Source organism: Mesobacillus jeotgali, from assembly GCF_014856545.2.
Taxonomy (GTDB): domain Bacteria; phylum Bacillota; class Bacilli; order Bacillales; family Cytobacillaceae; genus Mesobacillus.
This window is the reverse complement of the sequence record NZ_CP109811.1, coordinates 3,136,725-3,161,550: the sequence shown is the minus strand read 5'-3', so window position 1 is coordinate 3,161,550 and position 24,826 is coordinate 3,136,725. Positions and strand designations below refer to the sequence as shown.

Sequence of the window (24,826 nt, the reverse complement as noted above, 5' to 3'; positions counted from 1 at the left end):
TAGACAGTGGAAATAATAAAAACAATCTAGGCGGCTTTAGCCCTGAATTCTAGGGGGCTAAGGCCGTTTAATCTTTTTTGGTAACGTTCATGATTATAAAAGTATATGTACTCATCAATCGCCGCAGAAAGCTCTTCAAAGGTCTTATATTTCTCCATGTAATATTTCTCGCTTTTCAGTGATCCCCAAAAGGATTCCATTGGACCATTGTCAATACATCTTCCGACTCGGGACATACTTTGAGTCATCTGTGCTTGATCTATTCTTTGTTTAAATCCAAAATGGGTATACTGAAAGCCCCTGTCGCTATGTATAAGTGGGCGGTCACCATTCAGTAGGGCTGTGGCCTGATCCAGCGTATCAAACACCAGTTTATTGTTGTTGGAATGTCCAAATACGTAACTAACGATGGCTCCATCATGTAAGTCTTTAATTGCACTCAAATAAGCCTTTCTTGCTTCTCCATACTTGAACTCAGTCACATCTGTTACCCATTTCTCATTTGGACTTTCGGCTTGGAAATTACGGTCTAACACGTTTTCTGCGACGTGTTGAGGGGTTGACTTTTTATAGCGATTTTTCTTTTTCCGAATAACGCTTTGAATGCCGACAATCTTCATCAGCCTATAGATTCGCTTTTCATTGAAGCTCTTGCTCAACCTTCTATTCAAAGTCATCGTAATCCTGCGGTAGCCGTAGATTCCTTTAACCTCCTCATGGAGAGCCTTCATTTCTTCTACAAGCATCACATTCTGACATTCACGCTTGGAAGGTGTTCGCTTCAGCCATTTATAATATGCAGACCTGGCCAACCCCGCAATTTCACAAAGCATAACGAAAGAGAATCCTTCTTCTTCGTGAAGTTCCTTGATAGCGATATATTTCTCCTCAAGGCGTATCTGGCTTATCTTCGCCTCCTTTCGATCTCCTCTAACTTTTTTAGGAATAAGTTCTCTGCGCGTAATCGCTCATTTTCGCTCGCAAGCCTCTTCATCTCCAATTTCATCTTCTGTTCTGGGGAGAGTTCAACTTCTTCCTTTTTCCTCCCTCGCTTATCCCGAAGGGCTTCTTCGCCGCCATCCTCATACTTTTTAACCCATTGATATACTTGTTGGTAAGAGACCTTAAAGGTCTCAGCTGCCTTCTGATAATCCTTGCCGTTCTCAAGGCAATAGAGCACAATCTCTTTTCGTTCATTTATGGTAGTGTTTCTTCTAGTCATAGTGTTTGTCCTTCCTTTGGAAGTGTCCTTTAATTCTCTATGACTATTATACTTGTTAATCCATTTCTGCAGGACGCGTCTACATGAGATTTCATACTTTCTGATAACATCATTTTGAGAGTAGTCCCCACTAAGGTAGTCCTGTACAGCCGCCAGCTTAAGTTCCTTAGAATACCTCTTCCAGGTAGAAGACTTCTTTAATCCTTCTGCTCCGTATTTTTCATACCTGTAGACCCAGTCATAAATTGCATGATCATTTACTTTGTATATAAACTTCAGCTCTGAAATAGAATGGCTACCCTTTTTTAACGCCTCTACGATCTTGATTTTATCTTGGAATGAATATGTCCTTTTTGACATAATAAATACTCCCCTTTAAGTAAACAGATTTTTATTTTTTAATCTGTCTACCTAAAGGGGAGCATATCAAAAGGGACGCTTCTATTTATTTTAAAATATTCTCTTTTTCCCTTGTTCATCCTTTAGAATCTCCACTGCTTCACGGAAGCGCTGGGAATGGATGATTTCGCGTTCTCTAAGGTATCGTAAGCCATCGTTCAGGTCAGGGTCATCGCTCATATTTATGATCCATTGATAAGTGGCTCTTGCTTTTTCTTCCGCAGCAATATCCTCATATAAATCTGCTATCGGGTCGCCTTTAGCAGCTATATAGGAAGCAGTCCATGGAACACCTGCAGCATTATGATAAAATAGAGCACTATCATGGTTAGCATAATGGGCATCAAGTCCAGCTTGCTTCATTTGTTCAGGTGTGGCATCCTTAGTCAGCTTGTAAATCATTGTAGCAATCATTTCCAAATGAGCGAATTCTTCGGTCCCAATATCAGTTAAAAGTCCAATTACCTTATCAGGAATGGTGTAACGCTGGTTTAAGTATCTGAGAGCCGCAGCCAATTCTCCGTCAGCTCCGCCATATTGCTCAACCAGGAATTTGGCGAGCGTGGGGTTACAAGTGCTTACTTTTACGGGATATTGCAACTTCTTTTCATAAAGCCACATTTTCCTTACCCCCTCCTATTTGGAATTTAGATTTGCCATGGCCAAGGACCGTCATCCCAGTTCCACGGATATCCTGAATAGCTGTTGCCGAATTGCTGGAGAGGTCCATACATGCTTTCGACGACCTTTTTTAGCCGTCGCCTTTCTTTAGCGAACTGATTGAATTGGTTAATAGCTTCATAATCCTCCGGATGGGTATCTAAATAAAGTGTTAGGTCCACAAGAACAAAATCTACAGCCTGGAGTTCTTCCATGGCTGCATAGAACTCTTTCGGTAATTGTTTCATGAAAGATCCTCCTCCCTTGGAGCCTCATAAGGTGAATACCAAGGGTCATAGAAGACCTTCCACAGCGTTCCTGTTCTTAATGCCTGCATTGGCGTAAATTGTTCTAGATTGGGCGGCTGGAAGCCCAGGAATAAATTCGGTGGCGTGGAATACGTTTTCGCCTTGATCGGCGGACAAGGGTCGAAGGGACTGGCGTACGGATACCAAACTCTTCTGTATGTTGACAAGCTAAGCCCTCCTCTACATAAACTTCATTTCATTTTATGAGCAAAATTTTATTTCATGTTAAATTTATCTATGTAAGCAGGGATTTTTGCAATAAATGCAGAAATATATAAGACAGGGCAGTACTTAAAAATTCGAGGTGAGTGGAATGTTTGTTAAAAGTATCATGATACCGAAGTATAAATGTATAACCGCACAAATGGATGAAACATTGCAAAGCGTTCTTGAAAAGCTGGATGGAAATGAAATTGATGGCGTACCCGTGCTGGACGGCGATCAATATGCAGGTGTGGTCACAAGATATGGCATCTACCAGGAGTACTTCAAGACAGGAGGAGAGAAGGATGATTTCCTCCAAAATAAGGTTGCTCGTGATGTACTTTGCCTTCAGGAACAAATCCTTCATGGCATTGAAATCTTCGAAAGTACCTTGGTGAAATTAAAGGATATCCCGCTGATGGCGGTAGTCGATGAAAAGGGGAAATTCCAGGGAGCCGTAACTCGCTCTGATGCCCTGGACCAGTTCCAGAGTGCTTTTGGAGTACATAGGGAGGGCGTCAGGATTGCGTTTACTTCTGTGGAAACAGAAGGACGTATCGCACGACTGGCTGATATTGCCCACCAGTTCCATGAGCATATCATCTCATTGGTTACTTTTGATGAAACAGATAAGCTTGTACGCAGGATTGTCATGAAGATCGAAAAGAAAGACAACATTGATAAGTTTGTCAAGAAGCTGGAAGAGTCTGGGTTCCGCATCCTTGATATCCATGAAGTTTGATTTTTCTATACGGAAATAAAGACAAGGGCCTTTCATACATTGTGTATGGGAGGTTTTTGTATGCTTTGGAAAATTTTCAGGCTGGTCATTGGACTGCTTTGCGGTTACCTGTTCATCTTTTCGCTGTCAACAATCTTTTCCTTTCACTCCGAGGACTTCCTGGGAGAGTTTATTCTGAATCCTTTTGAGTATCTTGCCGGGATAGTGGCTCTTGTATTCGGGATGTATGCAATGGGTGGGTTGATCAGGGACGGGGGTGTTGGTGTCATAACTGCAAATAAAGGGAAAAAGGAGTCTGGAACTGATATTATTCTGGCAATCACCTGTCTAGGCTCATTTTTTTTGCTGCTGCCCCTGGGTGTTTGGCAGACAGCAATTTTTTTCGTTTTCTGTTTGCTTTATGGTATGATGTCTTTTAGCTCACCAGAGGACGGAAATGAAAGCTAGATAAAGTATTGCGGGAGGCAAAAATGGAGATTATTTTTATCATCCTTGGAATGCTGCTGATTGGCAGCTTCCTTTTACTATATATGTATCGCCAGGCCTTTGCTGACAGAGTGCTTGAGCAGGAAATACAATTGAAGGGATTTCCGGAGAGCTTCGGGCCAGTCAAAATCTTTTTTATATCAGATATCCATAAGCGGATAATTCAGGATTCTATAATCAGCTCGGTGAAAGGAAAGGCCGACCTTGTGATTATTGGTGGTGACCTTGCTGAAAAAGGTGTTCCGTTGGAGAGGGTTTCTGCCAATATTGAAAAGTTGAAAACGATTGCCCCAGTTTTTTTCGTCTGGGGAAACAATGATTATGAATTCAATTCCCATGAACTTGACTCACTTTTATACCACTTGGGTGTTAAAGTACTGGACAATACCGCAGTTAAATTTGAATCGGGATCTGGGGACGTAATGCACGTTTTAGGGATTGATGATTTAAGTCTTGGTAAAAGCAGACTGGATCTCGCCGTCCGTGATGCCGAGGAAGAAGGATTCAGGATCCTTATCAGCCATAACCCTGCCATCGCTAACAGCCTCAAGCCAGAACACAATATCCGCCTGGTATTGAGCGGTCATACTCATGGGGGGCAAATCAGGATATTTGGGTTTGGTCCGTATGAATTAGGCGGGATCAAAAAGAAAAATGGCGCCACAGTGCTGACCAGCAATGGCTATGGAACCACGGGAGTCCCTTTGAGACTGGGGGCAAAGGCTGAGACGCATCTCATTACATTGGTTTCAGATTCCTGAAAAGCAGATTGAAGTTTTACAGCAAAGCTAAGACATGGATATAATCGGTAATACAGGTAACGATGGAGGTTTTGGCATGGGCAGTGGCGCAGGTAAATACAATATAAAGGCAGTATCCCAAATGCTTGGCATCCAGCCTGGCACCCTTAGGGCCTGGGAAAGAAGATATCAGATGTTTGCCCCTGTAAGAAATGAATCCGGTCATCGATTATATACCGAGGAGCATGTAGAAATATTACGGTGGCTGATTTCAAAAATTAATCAAGGCTTTACCATCAGTCAGGCTGTGACTTTGCTTGAAAACTCTTCTTCTGTTTCCGTGGAGAAATCCGAACTGCCTAAAAGGGACAGGGTCGATGAAATTGGAGACAAGCTATTGGCTGCACTTCTTGAGTTCGACAGTTCAAAAGCTCATGAATTAATCAATGAGGCGTTTAGTCTATTTACAATTGATAAAACTGTTATTGATTTATTGGGTCCCATTTTGATTAAAGTGGGTGATTTATGGGAAGAGGGTAGTATAACGACTGCACATGAGCATTTTGCTTCGTCATTTATACGTTCGCGAATAGAAGGGATATCAAATTCTTTTCCGCACAGCTCATTCCTTCCAAAGTCAATTGCAGTTTGCGGTCCCGGTGAAAAGCATGAACTCGGTTTGTTAATCTATACGCTCTACCTAAGGCGAAAAGGCTTTGAAGTTATCTTCCTTGGCACAAGTATTGCCGAAAACGATCTGGAGGTAGTTGTGGAAAAGATTAAACCCAAATTTCTTTTCTTCTCCTGCACTCTCGATGAAAATAGAAAGGCAACCTTGCAGCTTGCCGAAGAAATGAAAAGGATTAACCCGGACCTTATTATTGGGCTCGGTGGAATAGCATTTGATTCCATGCCGTTAGAGCAGCAAGAAAAATATCGGGAGTACATTGTAGGAATGACAAGAGCGGAATGGGAAATGTGGTTAAAAAAGCGCATCGATCAACTTAAATAACTCACCAACCTGCGATATTTTCATAAACTACAATAAGAGCTTTGTCGATGGCAGGGGGCATGAATATGCGCTTGGAACGATTAACCAACAATAAGATTAAGATATTCCTTACGATAGATGACTTATCCGACCGGGGATTGACCAAAGAAGATATATGGAAAGACTCGTTGAAGTGGCATCAGCTTTTTCATGATATGCTTGAGGAAGCCAGCGAGGAATTCGATTTGGATATCATCGGTTCAGTTGCAGTGGAAATTTTTTCATTGCATGCCCAGGGGATGGTCATGATTGTCACTATGATTGAACAGGATGAAGATGAGGAGCAGTTTGATGATGGCATCATAGAAATGCAGGTCACGCTCGAAGGAAGCGAAGACATTTTATTCGAGTTCGAGAATATCGAGGACGTGATCCAGCTGGCGAAAAGACTCCTGGACGCCGGTATTATTGGAGGCAGTCTGCATTTCATGAATGACCATTATTATTTGCTTATGAATGGGATATTGCCTAATGAGGCCGATAAGACGGTTTCAATCATGGCAGAATACGGAGTTCCATCAATATTGAGCATCCACAGACTGCTCGAGTATGGGAACGAAATTATGGAAGAACGTGCAGTCGAAAACCTTGTCCATTATTTTATGAAATAATGGAGGGGTTTCGGCTTTTTTTATGGAAAATATTGTGTTTAAGAGGTGGTCTTGTCATCCGTTCCCTCTGCAAACTTGTCTGATTGCCAAAGGGGGAATATCAGAGAAATTATTAGGGGTGTTTCGATCCCAAAATAAATCTTAAAATACTGTATGATCACCAGGTAATGTCTTATTATTCAGTTAATTTATTATTAAGCCAATAATAATAAGGGCTTGAATGGTAGCGTTTTCATTCAATAATCAAAAAATGCGGAAAACTGTTTTTTTCTTCTTGCATAAAATAACCAAAGGTGTATACTAATCCATGAAAGCAGACAACATCCGCAAAAGTGATTTAGGAGGTTTATCAATGGTAGCCGCAAACGGTAATGAAAATCCAAATAAAGAAGACAAACATGACGTCTTACGATCTACACAAACTGTTATTCACAAGGCTTTGGAAAAACTCGGATACCCAGATGAGGTTTTTGAGCTTTTAAAGGAGCCGCTCAGGATGATGACAGTAAAAATTCCTGTCAGAATGGATGACGGATCTGTTAAAGTCTTTACTGGCTACCGGGCGCAGCACAATGATGCAGTGGGTCCAACAAAGGGAGGAATACGTTTCCATCCAAACGTAACAGAGAAAGAAGTAAAAGCCTTATCAATCTGGATGAGCTTGAAATGTGGTATCGTCGATCTGCCGTACGGCGGCGGTAAAGGCGGGATCGTTTGTGATCCTCGCGATATGTCATTCAGGGAACTGGAAAGATTGAGCCGGGGATATGTACGTGCGATCAGTCAGATCGTAGGTCCAACAAAAGACATCCCGGCACCTGATGTTTTCACAAACTCACAGATAATGGCTTGGATGATGGATGAATACAGCCGTATAGATGAATTTAACTCTCCAGGATTCATTACAGGCAAGCCGCTGGTACTCGGTGGTTCACATGGTCGTGAATCAGCAACAGCAAAAGGGGTTACGATTTGTATCCGCGAAGCTGCAAAGAAAAAAGGAATTGAACTTGAAGGCGCAAGAGTTGTCGTACAGGGATTCGGTAATGCCGGAAGCTATTTAGCAAAGTTCATGCACGATGCTGGAGCGAAAATCATCGGTATCTCTGATGCTTACGGTGCGCTGCATGATCCTGCAGGACTGGATGTCGACTACTTGCTTGACCGTCGAGACAGTTTCGGTACAGTAACCAAATTATTCAATAATACAATTACAAATAAAGAATTGTTGGAACTTGATTGTGATATCCTTGTTCCAGCTGCGATAGAAAATCAGATTACTGAAGAAAATGCCCATAATATCAGGGCCAGTATCGTCGTTGAGGCTGCTAATGGCCCAACAACGCTCGAAGCAACAGAAATCCTTACAGAACGCGGCATCCTGCTGGTTCCGGATGTACTCGCTTCCGCAGGCGGCGTAACGGTTTCTTACTTTGAATGGGTCCAAAATAATCAGGGTTATTATTGGACAGAAGAAGAAGTGGAAGAGAAGCTTGAAAAGGTGATGGTGAAATCCTTCGATAGCATCTATGATACAGCCCAGACACGCAGAGTAGACATGCGTCTTGCTGCTTATATGGTCGGTGTCCGCAAAATGGCTGAAGCTAGCCGTTTCAGAGGCTGGATTTGATATTACCAAAGGGTTCTTCATTGAATCTTAAGATGAAATCTCCTATCATTTAATGATAGGAGATTTTTTATATATGCTTATACGGTTTATATAGATCCATAAGGAGTGATTTTGCAACATGAACAAGGAAGATGTCATTATTGTAGGGGGCGGTCCCTGTGGTCTTGCCGCCGCGATTGCTTTGAAGAAAAAGGGCTTTAATCCACTTATCATAGAAAAAGGAAATATTGTGAATGCGATTTATAATTATCCCACTCATCAAACCTTCTTCAGCAGCAGTGAAAAGCTGGCCATCGGCGATGTTCCCTTCATAACCGAGAACCTTAAACCAAAACGGAATCAGGCATTGGTGTATTACCGTGAAGTGGTCAAACGCGAAAAACTTCGGATTAATAAATATGAAAAGGTGACTGAAGTTATAAAACAAGGCGATAACGTGTTCATGGTTTCCACGGATAAACAGCAATACACCGCTCAAAACATCGTGATCGCGACTGGTTACTATGATCATCCGAATCTCATGGGAATACCAGGCGAAGATTTATCCAAGGTATCCCATTATTTTAAGGAAGCCCATCCTTTCTTCGATATGGATGTCGTGGTCATTGGCGGGAAAAACTCCAGTGTGGATGCTGCGATTGAACTGGAGAAGGCAGGGGCGCGAGTGACCGTATTGTACAGAGGAGCAGAATATTCACCAAGCATCAAACCGTGGGTGCTTCCCGAATTTGAAGCGCTTGTCAGGGCAGGGTCTGTAGAGATGGTATTTAATGCAGAAGTAAGAGAAATCGAAAAAGACTATGTGGTTTATGAGCACGAAGGGCAAAAGGTCAAACTAAAAAATGATCACGTTTTTGCGATGACTGGATACCGTCCGGATCATGCATTCCTTGAGAAAATGGGCGTGAAAATTGAGGAAGATACAGGTCGGCCATATTTTGATCCGGAATCAATGGAAACAAACGTGCCAGGCATTTTTATTGCAGGAGTAATTGCTGCCGGTAACAATGCGAACGAAATATTCATCGAAAATGGACGCTTCCATGGCGGACAGATTGCAGAAGCGATCTCAAGCAGAACCAAGAATGGATAAGGGCGGGGGAAATCCCGCCTTTTATATTTTCAGAAGAGAATATTGCTGCGAAAAGAAAGCTGTGGGAGCAACCTGAATTCATTGGTGCCCTGATTTTCCGGTAAATGGATTTTTAGGTAACCAATAGGCTTCATTGATGCCTTGATTTTCCAAAAAAATGGATTTTTAGGTAACCAATAGGCTTCATTGGTGCCCTTATTTTCCAAAAAATGGAGTTTTAGGTAACCAATAGGCTTGATTGGTGCCCTGATTTTCCGAAAAATGGATTTTTAGGTAACCAATAGGGTTGATTGGTGCCCTGTTTTCCCGAGAATTGGATTTTTAGGTAACCAATAGGCTTCATTAACACCTGAATTCTCCCAAAACAGGATCTTTTGGTGACCAATCGGCCTCCTTGGCGAGGGTTACCCCAAAAAATGATTTACTAGATGATAATCCACCTATAGTATTCTTTAGTAAAAAATAAAAAAGCAGTGTCTGATTGAATTCAGACACCGCTTTTTCCTATTTTATCACGTCAATTTTAGAATTTTAGAACATGAACATCTCGTTAATTTCATCCATCTCATCCGTTTTAGCAAGTGCAACCAGCAGCTTGATCCTTGCTTTCTGACCATTCAAACCATTTGAAAAAATGACGCCCAATTCTTTCAGGTGCTTGCCGCCGCCTTCATATCCATAAACATCCTGGACTATGCCGGCAAAGCTTCTGGAAACGATGACCACCGGGATATTGTGCTTAAGAAAATCTTGTACACCCTCAAGTGCAGCGGGCGGAAGATTGCCTTGTCCAAGTGCTTCGATCACGACACCATCGACGCCTAAGTCCAGTATGGCTTGCAGCAAAGAAGAGTCCATTCCAGCGTGTGCTTTAATCAGGGAAACTTTTTTGCTGATGTCCGCTACTGGATAGTTTTCGTGCTTCGTAGGAGTGTGGTGGAAAAGAACACCCCTTTTTGTCACTATCCCGATTGGGCCATATTGCGGGCTCTGAAAGGTTGAGATATTGCTTGTATGTGTCTTGGTCACGTTGACAGCTGTGTGAATTTCGTCATTAAGGACGACTAGTACCCCTTTTCCCTTTGCATCCGGGCTGGAAGCCACTCTTATTGAAGATATCAAATTATACAGGCCGTCAGATCCGATTTCATTGCTGGATCTCATCGCACCAGTAACGACGACCGGGAAGCTTGCCTGGCAAGTGAGATCGAGGAAATATGCTGTCTCTTCCAGTGTATCTGTTCCATGGGTGATGATTGCTCCATCGATGTAGCCTTTTTTATCATAATCCTCAAGAATATATTTTAACTCCATCATCTCCTTGGGTGTAATGTGTGGAGATGGCAAATTGAAGGGCTCTTCTACAATAAGTTCAGCGAGATTGGATAAATGGTCGGTTCCCTGTGTCAGTGGGTTATTCGCCCCGGGTTTGACCGCTCCGCTTGTATCCTCGCTCATGGAAATGGTACCGCCAGTATGAATCAGTAAAATATTCTTTTTCAAAACTATTACCTCCGAAAGACCATTAAGAAAGAATAATAATCCATTTTCTTTCTTCTAATTACATGATACGATTAAAAAAACAAATTGAAAAGAGGACAGCATATGCTGGGAATAGTTACTGCCGGGGTAGCTCCGGGTCTGGCGCTGTTAAGTTATTTTTACTTAAAGGACCAGTATGAGTCAGAGCCGCTATCACTGGTGTTTAAGATGTTTATTTTCGGTGCGTTGCTTGTATTTCCGCTTATGTTCATTCAATATGTCCTTTCTGTCGAGGGCTTGCTTCAGGGGGACTTCACCAAAGCGTTCGGAACAGTTGGTCTATTAGAAGAATTCTTTAAATGGTTCATTCTTTATTATACAATTTTCCAGCATATTTCTTTTGATGAACATTATGATGGAATTATTTACAGTGTAGCTGTATCCCTGGGTTTCGCATCAGCTGAAAATATCTTTTATCTGCTTGCCAATGGCCTCCAGGACGCAATTGGGAGGGCTCTTCTGCCTGTATCAAGCCATGCGCTTTTTGGAGTGATAATGGGTTACTATATAGGTAAGGCAAAGTTTTCCCCCGGGGTGCAAAAGAAGTGGATCATGCTTTCACTAATGGTGCCAGTTCTCCTGCATGGTGTTTATGATTTTATCCTTATGACCAGGGAAGACTGGCTGGTTCTGATGGTTCCATTCATGATTTTCCTTTGGTGGCTGGGACTAAGAAAAGTGAAAAAGGCGAGAATATTGACCCTGCAGCATATTGAAAAGCAATATCCAATCTGAAAAACTCTTCATTCTTAAAAAATGGAGGGTTTTTTTGTTTTGTGGAATAAAAGTCAACTCTTAACAAAAAATAGGAGTAATCTTTTAAGTTCACATCTTTGGGGGTTGCATTCAATGAAGAAATATCGGTCTATCTTGAAGGTGATGGCCGCGCTGGCTTTGATCATGTCTTTAGTGCAATTAAGCCAAATCGATCAAAGGGCTGAGGCGTTTACAAGTCAGGTACTTCAGCAGGGTGCGGTAGGAGACGATGTTATTGAGCTCCAGTCACGACTAAAGCATATTGGTTTTTACAATGGAAAAATCGACGGAGTATTTGGCTGGGGTACCTATTGGGCTCTAAGAAATTTCCAATATGAATTTGGTTTGGAGATTGATGGAGTTGCAGGGTGGAAGACGAAACTCAAGCTTGCGAAAGCGACGCCAAATGCGAAAATTGCCTGGGGCGGCGAAACACAAGGCGGCGGGAAAACGGGCGGGGGTGCCCAAACACAAGCTGCACCCAAACCGGCTGCCGCCACAAATACACCAAATGGATTCTCACAGAATGATATCCAGCTCATGGCTAATGCGGTCTATGGAGAAGCAAGGGGTGAACCTTATACCGGACAGGTAGCAGTTGCAGCGGTAATCTTGAACAGGTTAGACAGTGCCACATTCCCGAATACTATTTCGGGTGTTATTTTCGAACCGAGGGCGTTCACAGCAGTTGCTGATGGCCAAATCTGGCTTACACCAAACGAAACCGCAAAAAAAGCAGTCCTTGATGCGATCAATGGCTGGGATCCTACTGGAAACGCCATGTACTATTTTAATCCTGACACGGCCACCAGTGCCTGGATTTGGTCACGACCGCAAATCAAAAAGATCGGGAAACATATTTTTTGTAAATAGGGGTGAGTTGAATTGCTAAGAGGAATAGCCATTGCAGTCCTCGTCATTGGTATTGCCGGAACTGCCTATTGGGGTTATCAGGAGCACAGGGAAAAAACAGCAGTATTGATTAATGCTGAAAATAATTACCAAAGAGCCTTTCATGATCTGACATATCAAATTGATTTATTGAACGATAAAATTGGCACAACACTAGCGATGAATTCAAGAAGTTCATTATCACCACAGTTGGCAGAGGTTTGGAAAATCACTTCGCAGGCTCATAGTGATGTAGGCCAGCTTCCATTAACCTTATTGCCTTTTAATAAAACCGAAGAGTTTCTGGCGAATATCGGTAATTTTAGTTATAAAACAGCGGTGCGAGACTTGGATAAGGAACCACTCACGGAAAAAGAATATTCGACCCTTAAAACCTTATATGAGCAATCAGGTGAAATCCAGCAGGATTTGAGAAAAGTCCAGCACATGGTTCTGGAAAACAATCTTCGATGGATGGATGTAGAGTTGGCACTTGCAACGGAGAAGGGCCAGACTGACAATACGATCATTGATGGTTTCAAGACTGTTGAAAAGACAGTTGAAAGCTATACGGAAACTGATTTCGGACCAGCGCAGATCAATCTTCAGAAAGATGATGAAAATTTTAAAAAGCTGCCTGGTGAGAAAATTTCAAAAGAAAAAGCGATTCAGATTACCAGGAATTATACTCCGCTTAGAAAAGGCGGCAAAGTTAAGGTAACGGAAAGCGGCAAAGGCTCGGATTATGGATTCTTCAGTGTCTCGATCCAGAACCCAAAAACAAAGCTTGAAGCTAATATGGATATAACCAAAAAGGGTGGCTATCCAATCTGGTTCTTGCTTGAAAGAGAAGTGAAGAATCAAAAACTCAGTCTCAATGACGCTTCTAATAAGGCAATCGCATTTTTAAAGGATCATAACTTCAAAAATTTGGATCTCTTTGAAAGCGCCCAATACGATAATATCGGTGTATTTACTTTTGTCGGTACGCAGGACGACGTAAGAATTTATCCTGATGCAATCAATATGAAGGTCGCACTAGACAATGGAGATGTCATCGGCTTCTCTGCGGAGGATTATTTAAAATCTCATAAAACAAGAGAAATTCCTCAGGTTGGCATTGACATAGCCGAAGCAAAAAAGAAAGTCAATCCAAATCTCAAAGTGATGGATGAGAAAAAAGCAATTATCCTGAACGACATTAATGAAGAGGTGTTATGCTATGAATTCACAGGAGTTCTCGGCAACGACACATTCAGGATTTATATCAATGCAGAAGACGGAACGGAAGAGAAAGTAGAAAAACTCCATAATGCTGAACCAGTATATGAGGATGTAGTCTAAGGGAAAGCCAAGTGCTTTCCCTTTTTTATTTCGGTTTCATCTGTATATGGTTTGCGATGTTGGGAAATTAAAAAGGTTTAGATAAAGAGTGTTGTAAAAATAATCCATTAAAGGACTATTGCACCAGATTAGTCCTGCATGTCATAATAAATATGAGATAGTTTACCAAACAAATTTAAGCAGCATAGACAGAAGTGGGGAAGTGGGCTAGCTATGATAAAAATCGGTGATAACATAATCCTTGAGCATAGATATTCTGACAGCTTTGAACAATATAAGTGTAAACTCGTTGAGCGTCAGGGCAATGATTTATTTATTGATTATCCTGTAAACTTGAATACCAACAGAACAGTGTTCTTGCTTGAGGGTACACCCTTAAAGGCTAATTTTGTGACAGATTCAGGTTCTCATTATTATTTTGACACGGAAGTCAAAGGAAGGGTCAAGCTTAATATCCCAATGGTGATTCTTTCGTATCCAGGCAAGGATCGACTCATTAAAATTCAGCGCAGGCAATTTGTCCGGGTTGAAACCTCCGTGGATGTAGCTGTTTATTCTGGCAAGGGAGAGTTCACTCCATTTACAACAGTAACGGATGATATCAGCGCTGGTGGAGCTGCATTGCTGATTGATAAAAAAAGCAGTCTGAAGCAGGGTATGGAGGTTGAGTGCTGGTTTGTCCTCCCTATGCAGAATGGAGAATTTGAATACAGGAAGTTCCGTGGAAAAGTCGTTCGAATCATCGACGGTGAGGGACATATGAACAAGGCTTCTGTCCAATTCTTTGACTCGTCGGGAACCGACAGGCAGATGCTTCTAAGATTCTGCTTTGAGAGACAGCTTGAAATGAAGAAAAAAGGACTTCCTGTTTAAAAGGAATAAATACCTGGAAATGCTCCCATAATAGAATAAAAGATTTTTACAGGAGCATTGGAAATGAAAACATTTGAAAGAATCCTTATCAAAATCGCTATCATTCAGTTTGTTTTTTTAATTATCGCCCAAATATTTTTCCATGAAATCAATGCTTTTCCTGAGCTTAAAGAAATTACCCAATACGAAGGTGTAACGGACAATAACCATTCAGAAGTCCTGAATTCCATAAGAAGAAAAGAGTAAGCAGGTTGGATATCTGCTTACTTTTTATATTGTCGATTTAAAACCCTTTAAAAGTGCTTTCAATTCACTTTTGAAAAGGGTTGATTCCTTTAGTGGCATGGGTGCAGGCAAAGTTTAGAAAAGTGCCTCAAAAAAAGTGTTGATTAGCGAGGATTAAAAGATTTTTGTGTTAAAATATAAGAGAATATAAAGTAACAACTAGAAGTGTACCAGGAGGAAATATGAGTAGACGAATTTCAATTGCTATAGACGGTCCTGCAGCAGCAGGAAAAAGTACGGTTGCCAAAATTGTAGCCGAAAAACTTACATATATATACATCGATACAGGTGCGATGTACAGGGCACTTACATACAAGGCTTTAAATAAAGGAGCCGGCCTGGATAGCGAAGCAGAATTGATTGATATCTTAAATGATACTTCAATCGAACTGATGCCTGGAGAAACAGGGCAAAAAGTGCTGCTGGATGGGATCGAAGTTACCAATGAAATAAGAAGTGCAGATGTGACCAATCAAGTATCCTATGTTGCCGTGCATGAACTTGTGAGGAAAGAGATGGTAAAACGCCAGCAAGAGTTTGCAGTTGACGGCGGTGTAGTGATGGACGGAAGGGATATCGGCACACATGTATTGCCGAATGCCGAGGTAAAGGTCTTTTTACTTGCGAGTGTTGAAGAAAGGGCACAACGCCGACATGCAGAGAATATCCAAAAAGGATTCCCTTCTGATCTGGAAAAGCTGAAGGAAGAGATTGCCGCGCGTGACAAAATTGATTCTGAGCGGGAAGTAGCTCCATTGAAAAAAGCGGATGATGCAGTCGAAATAGATACAACCTCTTTGTCAATCCAGGATGTTGTAGGGAAAATTATGGAATTGGCGCTTGAAAGGATCGGATGAAATTGACGGTTTATTCGTTTGCAAGATCTCTAGTAAATTCAATTTTGAGTCCAATTTATCGAATTGAGGTAATTGGCAAAGAAAATATTCCTGCTGATGGCGGTGTGCTGTTATGTGCCAATCATATTGATAATCTTGATCCCCCGGTAGTTGGGATCACAGCACCTCGTCCCGTCCATTTTATGGCGAAGGAAGAGCTTTTCTCTGTTCCTGTACTTGGGAAAATTGTTCCTCGCCTGAATGCTTTCCCTGTCAAAAGGGGAATGAGCGACAGGGAAGCTCTGAGAAAGGGTCTCGGAATTTTAAAGGATGGAAAGGTTTTAGGTTTGTTTCCAGAGGGAACAAGAAGCAAGACAGGTGAAATGGGTAAAGGGCTTGCAGGAGCGGGCTTCTTTGCGCTCCGGTCTGATGCTCATGTCGTACCGTGCGCGATCATCGGTCCATACAAAGCATTCAAGAAATTGAAGGTGGTATATGGAAAGCCTATCGATATGGAATCTATTAAAGAAAAAAAGTTAAATGCAGAACAGACAACTGACTTAATTATGGGTGAAATCCAGGAACTGATTAACAAATATAAGTAATGTTTCTTGCTTGACAAAAATGTCTGTTTGTAAGAAGTTATTAAGAAGAGATATTTTTAGAATTTTCACTTAGTGGCTAATTATTGTGTTTTTAAAGTGGCTTTTCGCCACAAAGCATATATTGCAGCAGTCATGGATTAAGGAGGAGTACATATGTCAGAAGATATGAACCAAATTGAGGTAAAAAACTTTAAGGCTGGAGACCGAGTTAAAGGCCAAGTAACAAAAGTGGAAGAAAAGCAAGTTTTAGTAGATATCGAAGGCAGCAAGTTAGACGGCATCATCCCAATCAGTGAACTATCCAGTCTTCACGTTGAAAAAGCAGAAGATGCGGTTTCTGTCGGAGATGAGTTGGATTTGGAAGTACAAAAGGTTGAAGAAGAAGCTCTGATTCTTTCTAAGAGAAAAGTAGATGCAGAAAAAGCTTGGGAAGAACTAAAAGGCAAATTTGAGAGCGGCGAAGTTTTCGAAGCTGAAGTAAAAGATGTCGTCAAGGGCGGCCTGGTAGTGGATCTTGGCGTCCGCGGATTCGTTCCAGCATCACTTGTAGAATCTTACTTTGTGGAAGATTTCTCTGATTATAAAGGGAAGACGCTCAGTTTCAAAATTGTAGAGCTTGACCAGGAGAAGAACCGCCTGATTCTTTCACACCGTGCAGTCGTAGAAGAAGAACAAGGAAAGAAAAAGCAGGACTTGCTTGCGGCTATCCAATCTGGGCAGGTTATTGAGGGTACAGTACAAAGAATCACAGACTTTGGAGCGTTCGTGGACATCGGAGGAGTTGATGGACTTGTCCATATTTCACAGCTTTCCCACGAGCATGTAGAAAAGCCATCAGACGTTGTCGAGGAAGGTCAGCAGGTTCAAGTTAAAGTGTTGAGCGTGGATCGTGACAATGAGCGTATTTCACTTTCTATCAAAGAAACACTGCCTGGGCCATGGGCTGATATTGATGAGAAAGCTCCGAAGGGCAGCACTTTGGAAGGAACAGTGAAGCGTTTGGTTTCTTACGGTGCATTTGTTGAAGTATTCCCTGGGGTTGAAGGCCTCGTTCATATTTCACAAATCTCACATAAGCATATCGGTACCCCGCATGAAGTCCTCCAAGAAGGGCAGACTGTAAAAGTAAAGGTGCTAGAAGTTAACAAGGAAGATCAAAGACTATCACTTAGCATGAAGGAGTTCGAGGAAAGAGAAAGCAATGAGGCGTTCGACTATGAACTTCCTGAGGAGACAAAGGGCTTCAGCTTAGGTGATATGATCGGAGACAAGCTAAAGAATCTTAAACAGTAATGGTGATATATCGTGTCAAGATCAAAACGTAAATGGGACCATATCCAATACGCCCTCGAAACAGGCCAGAAACGCCTAACCGGTTTTGATGACATTAAGTTTGTAAACCAAAGCTTGCCTGGATTAAATCTTGGTTCAGTAAAATTGGAAACTGAAATTGGCGAACTTTCTTTAAGTTCGCCAATTTTTATAAATGCCATGACAGGCGGCGGCGGAGAGCGAACTTACCGAATCAACCGGGAATTGGCTATAGCGGCAAGAGAGACTGGATCAGCTATTGCCGTTGGATCACAAATGGCTGCGCTTAAGGATCCGGGTGAACGAAGAAGTTATGAAGTTGTAAGGGAAATGCATCCAAACGGCATTATCCTTGCCAATTTGGGCAGTGAGGCGTCAGTCCGGCAGGCAAGAGCCGCAATCGATATGATCGAGGCAGATGCCCTGCAAATCCACTTGAACGTAGTGCAGGAATTGACCATGCCTGAGGGCGATAGGGATTTTGAAGGCGCGTTAGCAAGAATTGCAGAAATTCAACAAAGTGTCGGGATCCCGGTAGTTGTGAAAGAAGTAGGGTTTGGCATAAGTGCCGAGACTGCTGCTGCTCTTTTATCATCAGGTATACGCTATGTTGATGTTGGCGGATTCGGCGGCACCAATTTTGCGGAAATAGAAAATAAGCGGAGGAACCGTTTATTGACGTTTTTTGAGGATTGGGGAATTCCGACTGCTGTCTCGATTATTGAGACAAAATCTGCTTCGCAAGAACTTTCTGTTATAGCTTCAGGCGGAATACAGACTAGCCTTGATATAGTTAAAGCCCTTGCCACTGGTGCAGACGCGGCTGCAATGGCAGGCTACTTGCTTAAGACCTTGATGGAAAATGGAACGGAAGAGCTGATCAAGGAAATCGATCTGATTAAAGAAGAAATTGCTGTCATTATGACAGCGCTTGGAGTACATACAATTGAGGAACTTAAAAACGTGCCTCTGGTGATAGCGGGTGAAACCTATCACTGGCTTGAACAAAGAGGGATCAATTCAGCAGCGTTTGCCAGAAGGCGAAAATTTTAAACTATAATAATTAGGAATAGCCCCCTGCATTTTTTTGCAGGGGGCTATTCTTGCTGGTTTAACTTTCGTATAACCAGCTTGGACTAGCTGTGTTCAAAAGACCACTGTTAACTATACTTCCCGTCATTTAACGAGCGAGCTTCTTCAGGGCTTTGTAATTTAGTTGCTCCTGGATAGTGCAATGCCTGGTCGCGGTCAGACTCCACTCGTCCGCTCTTTTTAAGTTTCTTTTCCTGTCGGTCTTTGCCCATATTTTCACCTCCAGAATGATGTGGAACTCATACAGGAACCAGTCAGCTAAGCGGGCAAGTTCCTGTTAAAGGTTCTCCTATCTTTTGCTGTTTATCAGCTGTGAAAAAGATACTGCTTTTCTTAACATGGTACAGCTAAAAAACTTTATACAAAAAAGATTAAATTACATAACGGTTTACCATAATGGAAATGATAGGAGGGGTTGAATGGAAGGGTTGTACTTTTATTGGCTGGCTTGGATTGGTTGGGTTTGGACTACTTTCTTTATGAATAAAAACAATCCGCTGAGACTAAAGTGGGCTATTATCCTGCTGGCCGTCATTTTAGCAGCACCATATACAGTCGATGTTTTTATTTTCGAGATGCATCTGTCTGCTTTAGCAATTGCCTTTTTTATTTTTCTTGAGACAAGACGAAAAAAGACAGGTTCATTTTTATATTTATTTTTAACTTCATTTATTATAATGCTTGCGTACACAAGCTTCCTGATGTTCGAATTATTTGATCCGATATGGGTATTGTTCGATCGGAAAATCATGCTTGGAGCAGCTGGTTTTTATCTGGCAGTCCTGTTACATAAAGAAAGGCAAGACCGTATATTAGCGTTGATTTCAGGATTTTTGCAGGGAGATCTATTGTTTTCAGCAATTCTTTGGAAATTTAATTTTCCATATGCTGCTGCTTCCATGGGTTTTATGGACCTCCTGTTCATATCTCTTGGACTTCTCCTCGCCTGGTCAGTTATTGAATCAATGATTGCGGTCATGTCCGGCAGTACAATAAATCAAGTAGAAGGGGAGGAACAAAAGACTTCATGAATGAATATACGTTACCAATCGTATTTGGAATTGCTATAGGGACCTTATCCAGGCTTTTTATGCTTAGGACCGATTATCGTCAGTATCCAACATATTTACACGGGAAAATCATTCATGTAGCTCTCGGATTCATCGCGGCAGGACTAGGCACTGTTGCAGGTCCTGCAATCATGGAGGAAGAGTTCACGGCGATTACCTTTTTGACCTTAGCTGCGTCACAATTCAGGGAGGTCAGAAACATGGAGAGAAACACTCTGACCGAACTCGATAGCTATGAACTGGTTTCCCGCGGAAAGACATATATTGAAGGCATTGCGATTGCTTTTGAGAGCCGTAATTACCTAGTGATCTTCACTTCCCTTGTCAGCACGCTCGCCTACCTGATTTTTAATATTTGGGCTGGAATCGTTGCGGCAGTAATCGCGGTGGTAATATCCCATAAGCTGATGTCAGGGGGAAAGCTGAAGGACATTGTTGAAATCGAATATATGGAACCAAGATTTGAAGGTGCAGGGCTGTATGTGGATAATATCTATATTATGAATATTGGTCTTCCCGAAAGGCAGAAAGAAGTACTTCGTTATGGTATGGGATTCATCTTAAAACCAAAAAACATGAATGCGCGGTCAACGATTGCAAATCTTGGGCAGAGGCAGGCGGTGCTGCATGACTTGTCGACCGCGCTGGGCGTTTATCGCGATTCAGGCACACCAGCGCTCGTTCCGTTGGCAAAGAGGGACCTCGACGATGGCAGAGTAGGAGTTTTTGTGCTGCCGCAGGAACGGGATATTGAACGGGCCTTAACAGTGATTGGTGATGTGCCAACACTGGAGAATGCCATCAGGATGCCTTCTGAAAAAAAGAGCAATGAAGGGAGTGGGGCTCAATGATGCTGGAAAAATTCGTCCTTGCCGCCATCACTACAAACCCTAAGAAAGTGCCAGCTGGTACAGCCGTTTTTCATTGCGATTCAAAGGAAGAAATGGAGAAGGTTGCTGCCAACCTTGAAGCAATCCTGGATGGAATCGCTCATGCTCTGACAGAAGAGCTCTATATTATCGTAAAACACTGACAAGAAATGTTTTCATTGCCTGTTTAAGGCATCTTTTGATAAACTGATTAAGCCAGACCCTTCTGTATATCAAGAAGGGTTTATTTTATAAATGTCGTCAAGGCATTAAATTAATAATGAGAACTATAAAAAAATTTGAGTTTGACATTGTTATGGCTCAGGTCCTGGACCTGCACAATAGAATTTTGAAAGGGTGATGTTCATGACGAAACCAGTGGTAGCTATCGTTGGGCGTCCGAATGTCGGCAAGTCTACGATTTTTAACCGAATCGTTGGTGAACGTATTTCGATCGTTGAAGATATTCCTGGAGTAACGAGGGATCGTATATACAGTTCAGCTGAATGGCTGACACATGATTTTAACATTATTGATACTGGCGGGATAGATTTAGGGGACGAGCCGTTTTTAGATCAAATCCGCCAGCAGGCTGAAATCGCCATTGATGAGGCAGATGTCATCATTTTCCTTGTGAATGGCAGGGAAGGAGTAACGTCCGCTGATGAAGAAGTGGCAAAAATCCTTTATCGTTCCAACAAGCCAGTGGTCCTGGCGGTCAATAAAATTGATAACCCGGAAATGAGAGACATGATTTACGACTTTTATGCTCTTGGTTTCGGTGAACCTTTCCCGATCTCTGGCTCGCATGGACTGGGTCTGGGTGATTTGCTGGATGAGGCAGCTAAGCATTTCCCAAAGGATAAAGAAGATGAATATGATAAAGATGCGATTAAGTTTTCATTGATCGGCCGCCCGAATGTCGGGAAGTCTTCTTTAGTGAATGCGATTCTAGGGGAAGACCGTGTCATTGTAAGTGATATAGCGGGAACGACAAGGGACGCGATTGATTCGCAAGTAACTTACAATGGGCAAAAATATGTCATTATTGATACTGCGGGTATGCGCAAAAAAGGGAAAGTGTATGAAACAACTGAAAAATATAGTGTTTTAAGGGCATTAAGGGCGATTGAGCGTTCTGATGTGGTCCTCATTGTCATTAATGCGGAAGAAGGCATCATCGAGCAGGATAAGCATATTGCCGGGTATGCCGAGGAAGCAGGCCGCGCAGTCATCATCGTGGTAAACAAATGGGATGCAATCGAAAAAGATGAAAAGACAATGAAGGAATTCGAGGAAAAAATCCGTGCCCACTTCCAATTCCTGAGCTATGCCCCAATTGTTTTCTTATCGGCAAAAACAAAGAAAAGAATCCACACATTGATGCCGATGATTAATATGGCGAGTGAAAACCATGCAATGAGGGTTCAGACGAATATCCTGAATGAAGTTGTCATGGATGCTGTTGCGATGAATCCAACTCCAACAGACAAAGGGAAAAGGCTAAAGATTTATTACGCGACACAGGTATCGGTCAAGCCGCCTACATTTGTTGTCTTTGTCAATGAACCTGAATTAATGCATTTTTCTTATGAGCGATTCCTTGAGAACAGAATCAGGGATGCCTTCGATTTCACAGGCACACCAATCAAGATTTTTGCGAGACAAAGAAAATAAGATAAAGGTTGTGGTTTAAATGGAAAGGAAGAGTGAGAAAGTAGCGGTTCTTGGGGCCGGGAGCTGGGGAACGGCTTTGGCTATGGTCCTTGCCGACAATGGGCATGAGGTTCGCCTTTGGGGTCACAATCCATTGCAAATTGATGAAATCAATCTCCACCATACCAACAAGAAATATCTTCCTGAAATTACTCTGCCAGCAACCATCTTTGGGCATTCTTCACTTCAAGAGTCATTGGACGGCATCAGTACAGTGGTTTTGGCGGTTCCTACAAAAGCGATCCGTGAAGTAATCAGGAAGATGATTGAGGTTACCTCTGAACCTTTGGTCATTGTCCACGTCAGCAAAGGGATTGAACCTGATTCCTTGCTTCGTATTTCCGAAATGATCGAAGAAGAAATGCCAGCGGACTTGTTGGAAAGTGTTGTAGTCTTATCCGGTCCAAGCCATGCAGAAGAGGTAAGCCTGCGCCACCCTACAACGGTAACTGTATCTTCGAAAAATATGGAAGCAGCCGAGAAAATCCAGGACCTGTTCATCAATAATAATTTCCGGGTTTACACGAATCCGGATTTGATCGGTGTGGAAATTGGCGGAGCCCTAAAAAATATTATTGCTCTGGCTGCCGGAATTTCAGATGGATTAGGTTATGGAGATAACGCTAAGGCAGCCTTAATTACCAGGGGTCTTGCAGAGATCGCCAGGCTTGGTGTCAAAATGGGGGCAAGCCCATTGACCTTTTCAGGATTGACAGGGATCGGCGACTTGATTGTTACTTGTACGAGCGTCCATTCAAGGAACTGGCGGGCGGGTAATCTGCTTGGTAAAGGCCAGAACCTTGAGGAAGTCCTTGAGAACTTGGGAATGGTCGTAGAAGGAGTCCGGACGACCAAGGCTGCCTACCAGCTCGCAGGAAAGTACGGAGTCAATATGCCTATAACGAATGCGCTATATAGTATCCTTTTCAATGGAGTCAATCCGAAGGACGCTGTTGATGGGTTGATGTCCCGGGAGAAAACACACGAAATGGAAGACCTGGCTGACATTCTTGGCGGGAAAATCTGACTTAGAAAAATTTTCTCCTGAATAATGTTGTCAATATGGGCATTCGAGGATGCGATTTCCTTAATGCTTGCATAAGATGCAAACGAAGCAAACTGGTGGTTTGAACTGGGTGTTAGGGTATTTAGTCATGTAGGCTGAGGTAAAGTTGTCCGCCCCTTCTTTACCTCAGCTTTTTTTGCTGTTTTCGTAAAGATAAAAAGATTTATTTGCATTCCTGATTGCTGCTTATGATATAATACTTCTCGGAAAAGGGAGGGGTTTATTTTGTCACCCGCATTATTGAAGATGTATATTTCTTTTGTTGGTATGGGAAGTATGATACTGTCTTTGTTTGCCATTTATTTAAGCCGCTACAAGTTAAAAGGCTTTTTCAAAATAGCCACGGCAATCATTGCCTACATATTGATGATCATCGCAGGGCTGATAATTTTCTTTGTCGTTTTCAGCGGCCCTACGAGCGAATAAAATACATAGGTTTAAAGGGTTGGGATCAATGAAGAAAATTCGTTTTTATCTGGCGGCCATCCTTGTCTTAGTCACGTTGACTGGTTGTATGTATCCGGAAGAAAAGCTAGTACAGAACCAAGTGCCCTATAAGGATCAGCTTGACAGTGTCCAGTCTGCAGTTGACCAGTACAAGGAAGCAAATGGCGGTTTGCTGCCAATCAAGACAAAAGATGCAGAGACACCTATTTACCAAAAGTATCCTATAGATTTTAAGAAAATTGTTCCGAGATATATGGCCGAAGCTCCAGGCAATGCCTATGAAAATGGCGGACTGTTTCAATATGTCCTCGTTAATGCAGAAACAAATCCGACAGTAAAGCTGCTCGACTTAAGAATAGCAGAGACGATCCGTGAGATAAAAATGCGGATCAATGCCACAGGCTATCCTCCATTCAAGGAAAAGATCGCTGAAAATGTGTACACGCTCGATTTCAAGAAAATAGGCTATAAAGAGGAGCCTGTGGTAGTAAGCCCGTTCACAAACCAGAACCTGCATTTTATCATCTCTACTGAAGGAGAAATTTATGTAGATTACCGGAGTGATCTCTACCAGGCTATTAAATCATCAAAGAAAGAATTTGAAGAAGGTGTGGACATACGTGACATCCTCGTAGATAATTCTATGTTTGTTCCAGCCTATTCCTTGCCATATGCCATCGATCAGGAGACCAATGAACCGGTCTTTTTGGTGAAGGATTAAATTCCGATTCTTCGTGGTGCTGCAAGGCTCTCGTGCATTTCTAATAAATTTGTCATAACCCTGATTCTGCAAAATATATTGTAGAAGCAGGGTTTTTTTGTCTTTAAAAAGATATCAATTGTTCTCATATATGGGAATTGAAGGGATTCTTTTGTGAAATCAAAATAAGGGGGTAAAAAAATAAAAAAATTGTCATATTGATATAGGACAACATCATAAATATATACTGTCCCAGATTACTAATTTGGATGAATTT

At 42.1% G+C, this 24,826-nt stretch carries 28 protein-coding genes and 1 pseudogene; 23 read left to right on the top strand and 6 right to left on the bottom strand.

The window, feature by feature from the left end; genetic code table 11:
- Positions 1-26: 26 nt before the first annotated feature.
- The 4 genes from FOF60_RS16235 to FOF60_RS16220 form a co-directional block, all read right to left on the bottom strand.
- Positions 27-1,582, bottom strand: a protein-coding gene (locus FOF60_RS16235; protein ID WP_264647579.1) for an IS3 family transposase whose coding sequence is annotated in 2 segments (ribosomal slippage) — positions 27-943 and positions 943-1,582 — 1,557 coding nt in all. Because the reading frame shifts where the segments join, the coding sequence is not laid out codon by codon here.
- A gap of 90 nt (positions 1,583-1,672) precedes the next feature.
- Positions 1,673-2,242, bottom strand: a complete 570-nt coding sequence (locus FOF60_RS16230; protein ID WP_192470628.1) for a manganese catalase family protein — start codon at positions 2,240-2,242, stop codon at positions 1,673-1,675.
- Between the two features lie 26 nt (positions 2,243-2,268).
- Positions 2,269-2,529: a spore coat protein CotJB gene (locus FOF60_RS16225; protein ID WP_192470627.1), complete on the bottom strand. Its 261-nt coding sequence runs from the start codon at positions 2,527-2,529 to the stop codon at positions 2,269-2,271.
- Positions 2,526-2,756: a spore coat associated protein CotJA gene (locus FOF60_RS16220; RefSeq protein ID WP_192470626.1), complete on the bottom strand. Its 231-nt coding sequence runs from the start codon at positions 2,754-2,756 to the stop codon at positions 2,526-2,528. The genes FOF60_RS16225 and FOF60_RS16220 overlap by 4 nt, the downstream gene beginning before the upstream one ends.
- A 146-nt stretch (positions 2,757-2,902) precedes the next feature.
- Here FOF60_RS16220 and FOF60_RS16215 point away from each other — a divergent pair, with 146 nt between their 5' ends.
- The 7 genes from FOF60_RS16215 to FOF60_RS16185 all read left to right on the top strand — a co-directional run bounded on the left by FOF60_RS16215 (position 2,903) and on the right by FOF60_RS16185 (position 9,146).
- Positions 2,903-3,535, top strand: a complete 633-nt coding sequence (locus tag FOF60_RS16215) for a CBS domain-containing protein (RefSeq protein WP_192470625.1) — start codon at positions 2,903-2,905, stop codon at positions 3,533-3,535.
- A gap of 60 nt (positions 3,536-3,595) precedes the next feature.
- Positions 3,596-3,982 carry a hypothetical protein gene (locus tag FOF60_RS16210; protein WP_192470624.1) on the top strand — a complete coding sequence of 129 codons (387 nt, stop codon included), beginning with the start codon at positions 3,596-3,598 and terminating at the stop codon, positions 3,980-3,982.
- 29 nt (positions 3,983-4,011) lie between these two features.
- Positions 4,012-4,782, top strand: coding sequence for a metallophosphoesterase (locus tag FOF60_RS16205; protein WP_192470760.1), 771 nt, complete (start codon positions 4,012-4,014; stop codon positions 4,780-4,782).
- A 76-nt stretch (positions 4,783-4,858) separates the two neighbouring features.
- Positions 4,859-5,773 (top strand): MerR family transcriptional regulator, encoded by a 915-nt coding sequence (locus FOF60_RS16200; RefSeq protein WP_192470623.1) that lies wholly within the window; start codon positions 4,859-4,861, stop codon positions 5,771-5,773.
- Between the two features lie 65 nt (positions 5,774-5,838).
- Positions 5,839-6,423 (top strand): genetic competence negative regulator, encoded by a 585-nt coding sequence (locus FOF60_RS16195; RefSeq protein WP_192470622.1) that lies wholly within the window; start codon positions 5,839-5,841, stop codon positions 6,421-6,423.
- 352 nt (positions 6,424-6,775) lie between these two features.
- A complete protein-coding gene (locus tag FOF60_RS16190) occupies positions 6,776-8,053 on the top strand; it encodes a Glu/Leu/Phe/Val family dehydrogenase (RefSeq protein WP_192470621.1) in 1,278 nt (425 codons plus the stop codon).
- 118 nt (positions 8,054-8,171) lie between these two features.
- On the top strand, positions 8,172-9,146 hold the full coding sequence (locus FOF60_RS16185) for a YpdA family putative bacillithiol disulfide reductase (RefSeq protein WP_192470620.1): 975 nt from the start codon (positions 8,172-8,174) through the stop codon (positions 9,144-9,146).
- A 531-nt stretch (positions 9,147-9,677) separates the two neighbouring features.
- Here FOF60_RS16185 and FOF60_RS16180 read toward each other — a convergent pair.
- Positions 9,678-10,649, bottom strand: a complete 972-nt coding sequence (locus FOF60_RS16180) for an asparaginase (protein ID WP_192470619.1) — start codon at positions 10,647-10,649, stop codon at positions 9,678-9,680.
- A 102-nt stretch (positions 10,650-10,751) separates the two neighbouring features.
- Between FOF60_RS16180 and prsW the strand changes: the two genes are divergently transcribed.
- The 9 genes and pseudogenes from prsW to fni all read left to right on the top strand — a co-directional run bounded on the left by prsW (position 10,752) and on the right by fni (position 18,642).
- Entirely contained in the window at positions 10,752-11,423 is a 672-nt protein-coding gene (gene prsW / locus FOF60_RS16175) for a glutamic-type intramembrane protease PrsW (RefSeq protein ID WP_192470618.1), read from the top strand.
- Between the two features lie 201 nt (positions 11,424-11,624).
- Positions 11,625-12,317 (top strand): annotated as a pseudogene (gene sleB, locus FOF60_RS16170) (spore cortex-lytic enzyme); the annotation flags it as partial.
- A 12-nt stretch (positions 12,318-12,329) separates the two neighbouring features.
- On the top strand, positions 12,330-13,679 hold the full coding sequence (gene ypeB, locus FOF60_RS16165) for a germination protein YpeB (RefSeq protein ID WP_192470616.1): 1,350 nt from the start codon (positions 12,330-12,332) through the stop codon (positions 13,677-13,679).
- Positions 13,680-13,892: 213 nt separating this feature from the next.
- Positions 13,893-14,552 (top strand): flagellar brake protein, encoded by a 660-nt coding sequence (locus tag FOF60_RS16160; protein ID WP_192470615.1) that lies wholly within the window; start codon positions 13,893-13,895, stop codon positions 14,550-14,552.
- Positions 14,553-14,615: 63 nt separating this feature from the next.
- Positions 14,616-14,798: a YpfB family protein gene (locus tag FOF60_RS16155; RefSeq protein ID WP_192470614.1), complete on the top strand. Its 183-nt coding sequence runs from the start codon at positions 14,616-14,618 to the stop codon at positions 14,796-14,798.
- Between the two features lie 221 nt (positions 14,799-15,019).
- Positions 15,020-15,694 (top strand): (d)CMP kinase, encoded by a 675-nt coding sequence (gene cmk / locus FOF60_RS16150; RefSeq protein WP_192470613.1) that lies wholly within the window; start codon positions 15,020-15,022, stop codon positions 15,692-15,694.
- Positions 15,695-15,696: 2 nt separating this feature from the next.
- On the top strand, positions 15,697-16,278 hold the full coding sequence (locus FOF60_RS16145; RefSeq protein WP_192470759.1) for a lysophospholipid acyltransferase family protein: 582 nt from the start codon (positions 15,697-15,699) through the stop codon (positions 16,276-16,278).
- 153 nt (positions 16,279-16,431) lie between these two features.
- Positions 16,432-17,571 carry a 30S ribosomal protein S1 gene (rpsA, locus tag FOF60_RS16140; protein ID WP_192470612.1) on the top strand — a complete coding sequence of 380 codons (1,140 nt, stop codon included), beginning with the start codon at positions 16,432-16,434 and terminating at the stop codon, positions 17,569-17,571.
- A 12-nt stretch (positions 17,572-17,583) separates the two neighbouring features.
- On the top strand, positions 17,584-18,642 hold the full coding sequence (gene fni, locus FOF60_RS16135) for a type 2 isopentenyl-diphosphate Delta-isomerase (protein WP_192470611.1): 1,059 nt from the start codon (positions 17,584-17,586) through the stop codon (positions 18,640-18,642).
- 107 nt (positions 18,643-18,749) lie between these two features.
- Here fni and FOF60_RS16130 read toward each other — a convergent pair whose 3' ends face one another.
- Positions 18,750-18,893 (bottom strand): YpzI family protein, encoded by a 144-nt coding sequence (locus FOF60_RS16130; RefSeq protein ID WP_167831382.1) that lies wholly within the window; start codon positions 18,891-18,893, stop codon positions 18,750-18,752.
- A gap of 207 nt (positions 18,894-19,100) precedes the next feature.
- Here FOF60_RS16130 and FOF60_RS16125 point away from each other — a divergent pair, with 207 nt between their 5' ends.
- From FOF60_RS16125 to FOF60_RS16095, 7 genes are all read left to right on the top strand, one after another.
- Positions 19,101-19,712, top strand: coding sequence for a YphA family membrane protein (locus FOF60_RS16125; protein WP_192470610.1), 612 nt, complete (start codon positions 19,101-19,103; stop codon positions 19,710-19,712).
- Positions 19,709-20,602, top strand: a complete 894-nt coding sequence (locus FOF60_RS16120; protein WP_192470609.1) for a YIEGIA family protein — start codon at positions 19,709-19,711, stop codon at positions 20,600-20,602. Before FOF60_RS16125 ends, FOF60_RS16120 begins: the two co-directional genes overlap by 4 nt.
- Positions 20,599-20,784 carry a capping complex subunit for YIEGIA gene (locus tag FOF60_RS16115; RefSeq protein WP_192470608.1) on the top strand — a complete coding sequence of 62 codons (186 nt, stop codon included), beginning with the start codon at positions 20,599-20,601 and terminating at the stop codon, positions 20,782-20,784. Before FOF60_RS16120 ends, FOF60_RS16115 begins: the two co-directional genes overlap by 4 nt.
- 202 nt (positions 20,785-20,986) lie before the next feature.
- Positions 20,987-22,297 (top strand): ribosome biogenesis GTPase Der, encoded by a 1,311-nt coding sequence (gene der, locus FOF60_RS16110; RefSeq protein ID WP_192470607.1) that lies wholly within the window; start codon positions 20,987-20,989, stop codon positions 22,295-22,297.
- Positions 22,298-22,316: 19 nt separating this feature from the next.
- The gene (locus FOF60_RS16105) at positions 22,317-23,363 is read left to right on the top strand and encodes an NAD(P)H-dependent glycerol-3-phosphate dehydrogenase (RefSeq protein WP_192470606.1); all 1,047 of its coding nucleotides are present in this window, start codon (positions 22,317-22,319) and stop codon (positions 23,361-23,363) included.
- A gap of 264 nt (positions 23,364-23,627) precedes the next feature.
- Complete coding sequence (locus tag FOF60_RS16100; protein ID WP_167831376.1) at positions 23,628-23,828, top strand: DUF2768 domain-containing protein; 201 nt, start codon at positions 23,628-23,630, stop codon at positions 23,826-23,828.
- A gap of 28 nt (positions 23,829-23,856) precedes the next feature.
- Positions 23,857-24,570, top strand: a complete 714-nt coding sequence (locus FOF60_RS16095; protein WP_192470605.1) for a hypothetical protein — start codon at positions 23,857-23,859, stop codon at positions 24,568-24,570.
- The last annotated feature ends 256 nt before the right edge of the window (positions 24,571-24,826 follow it).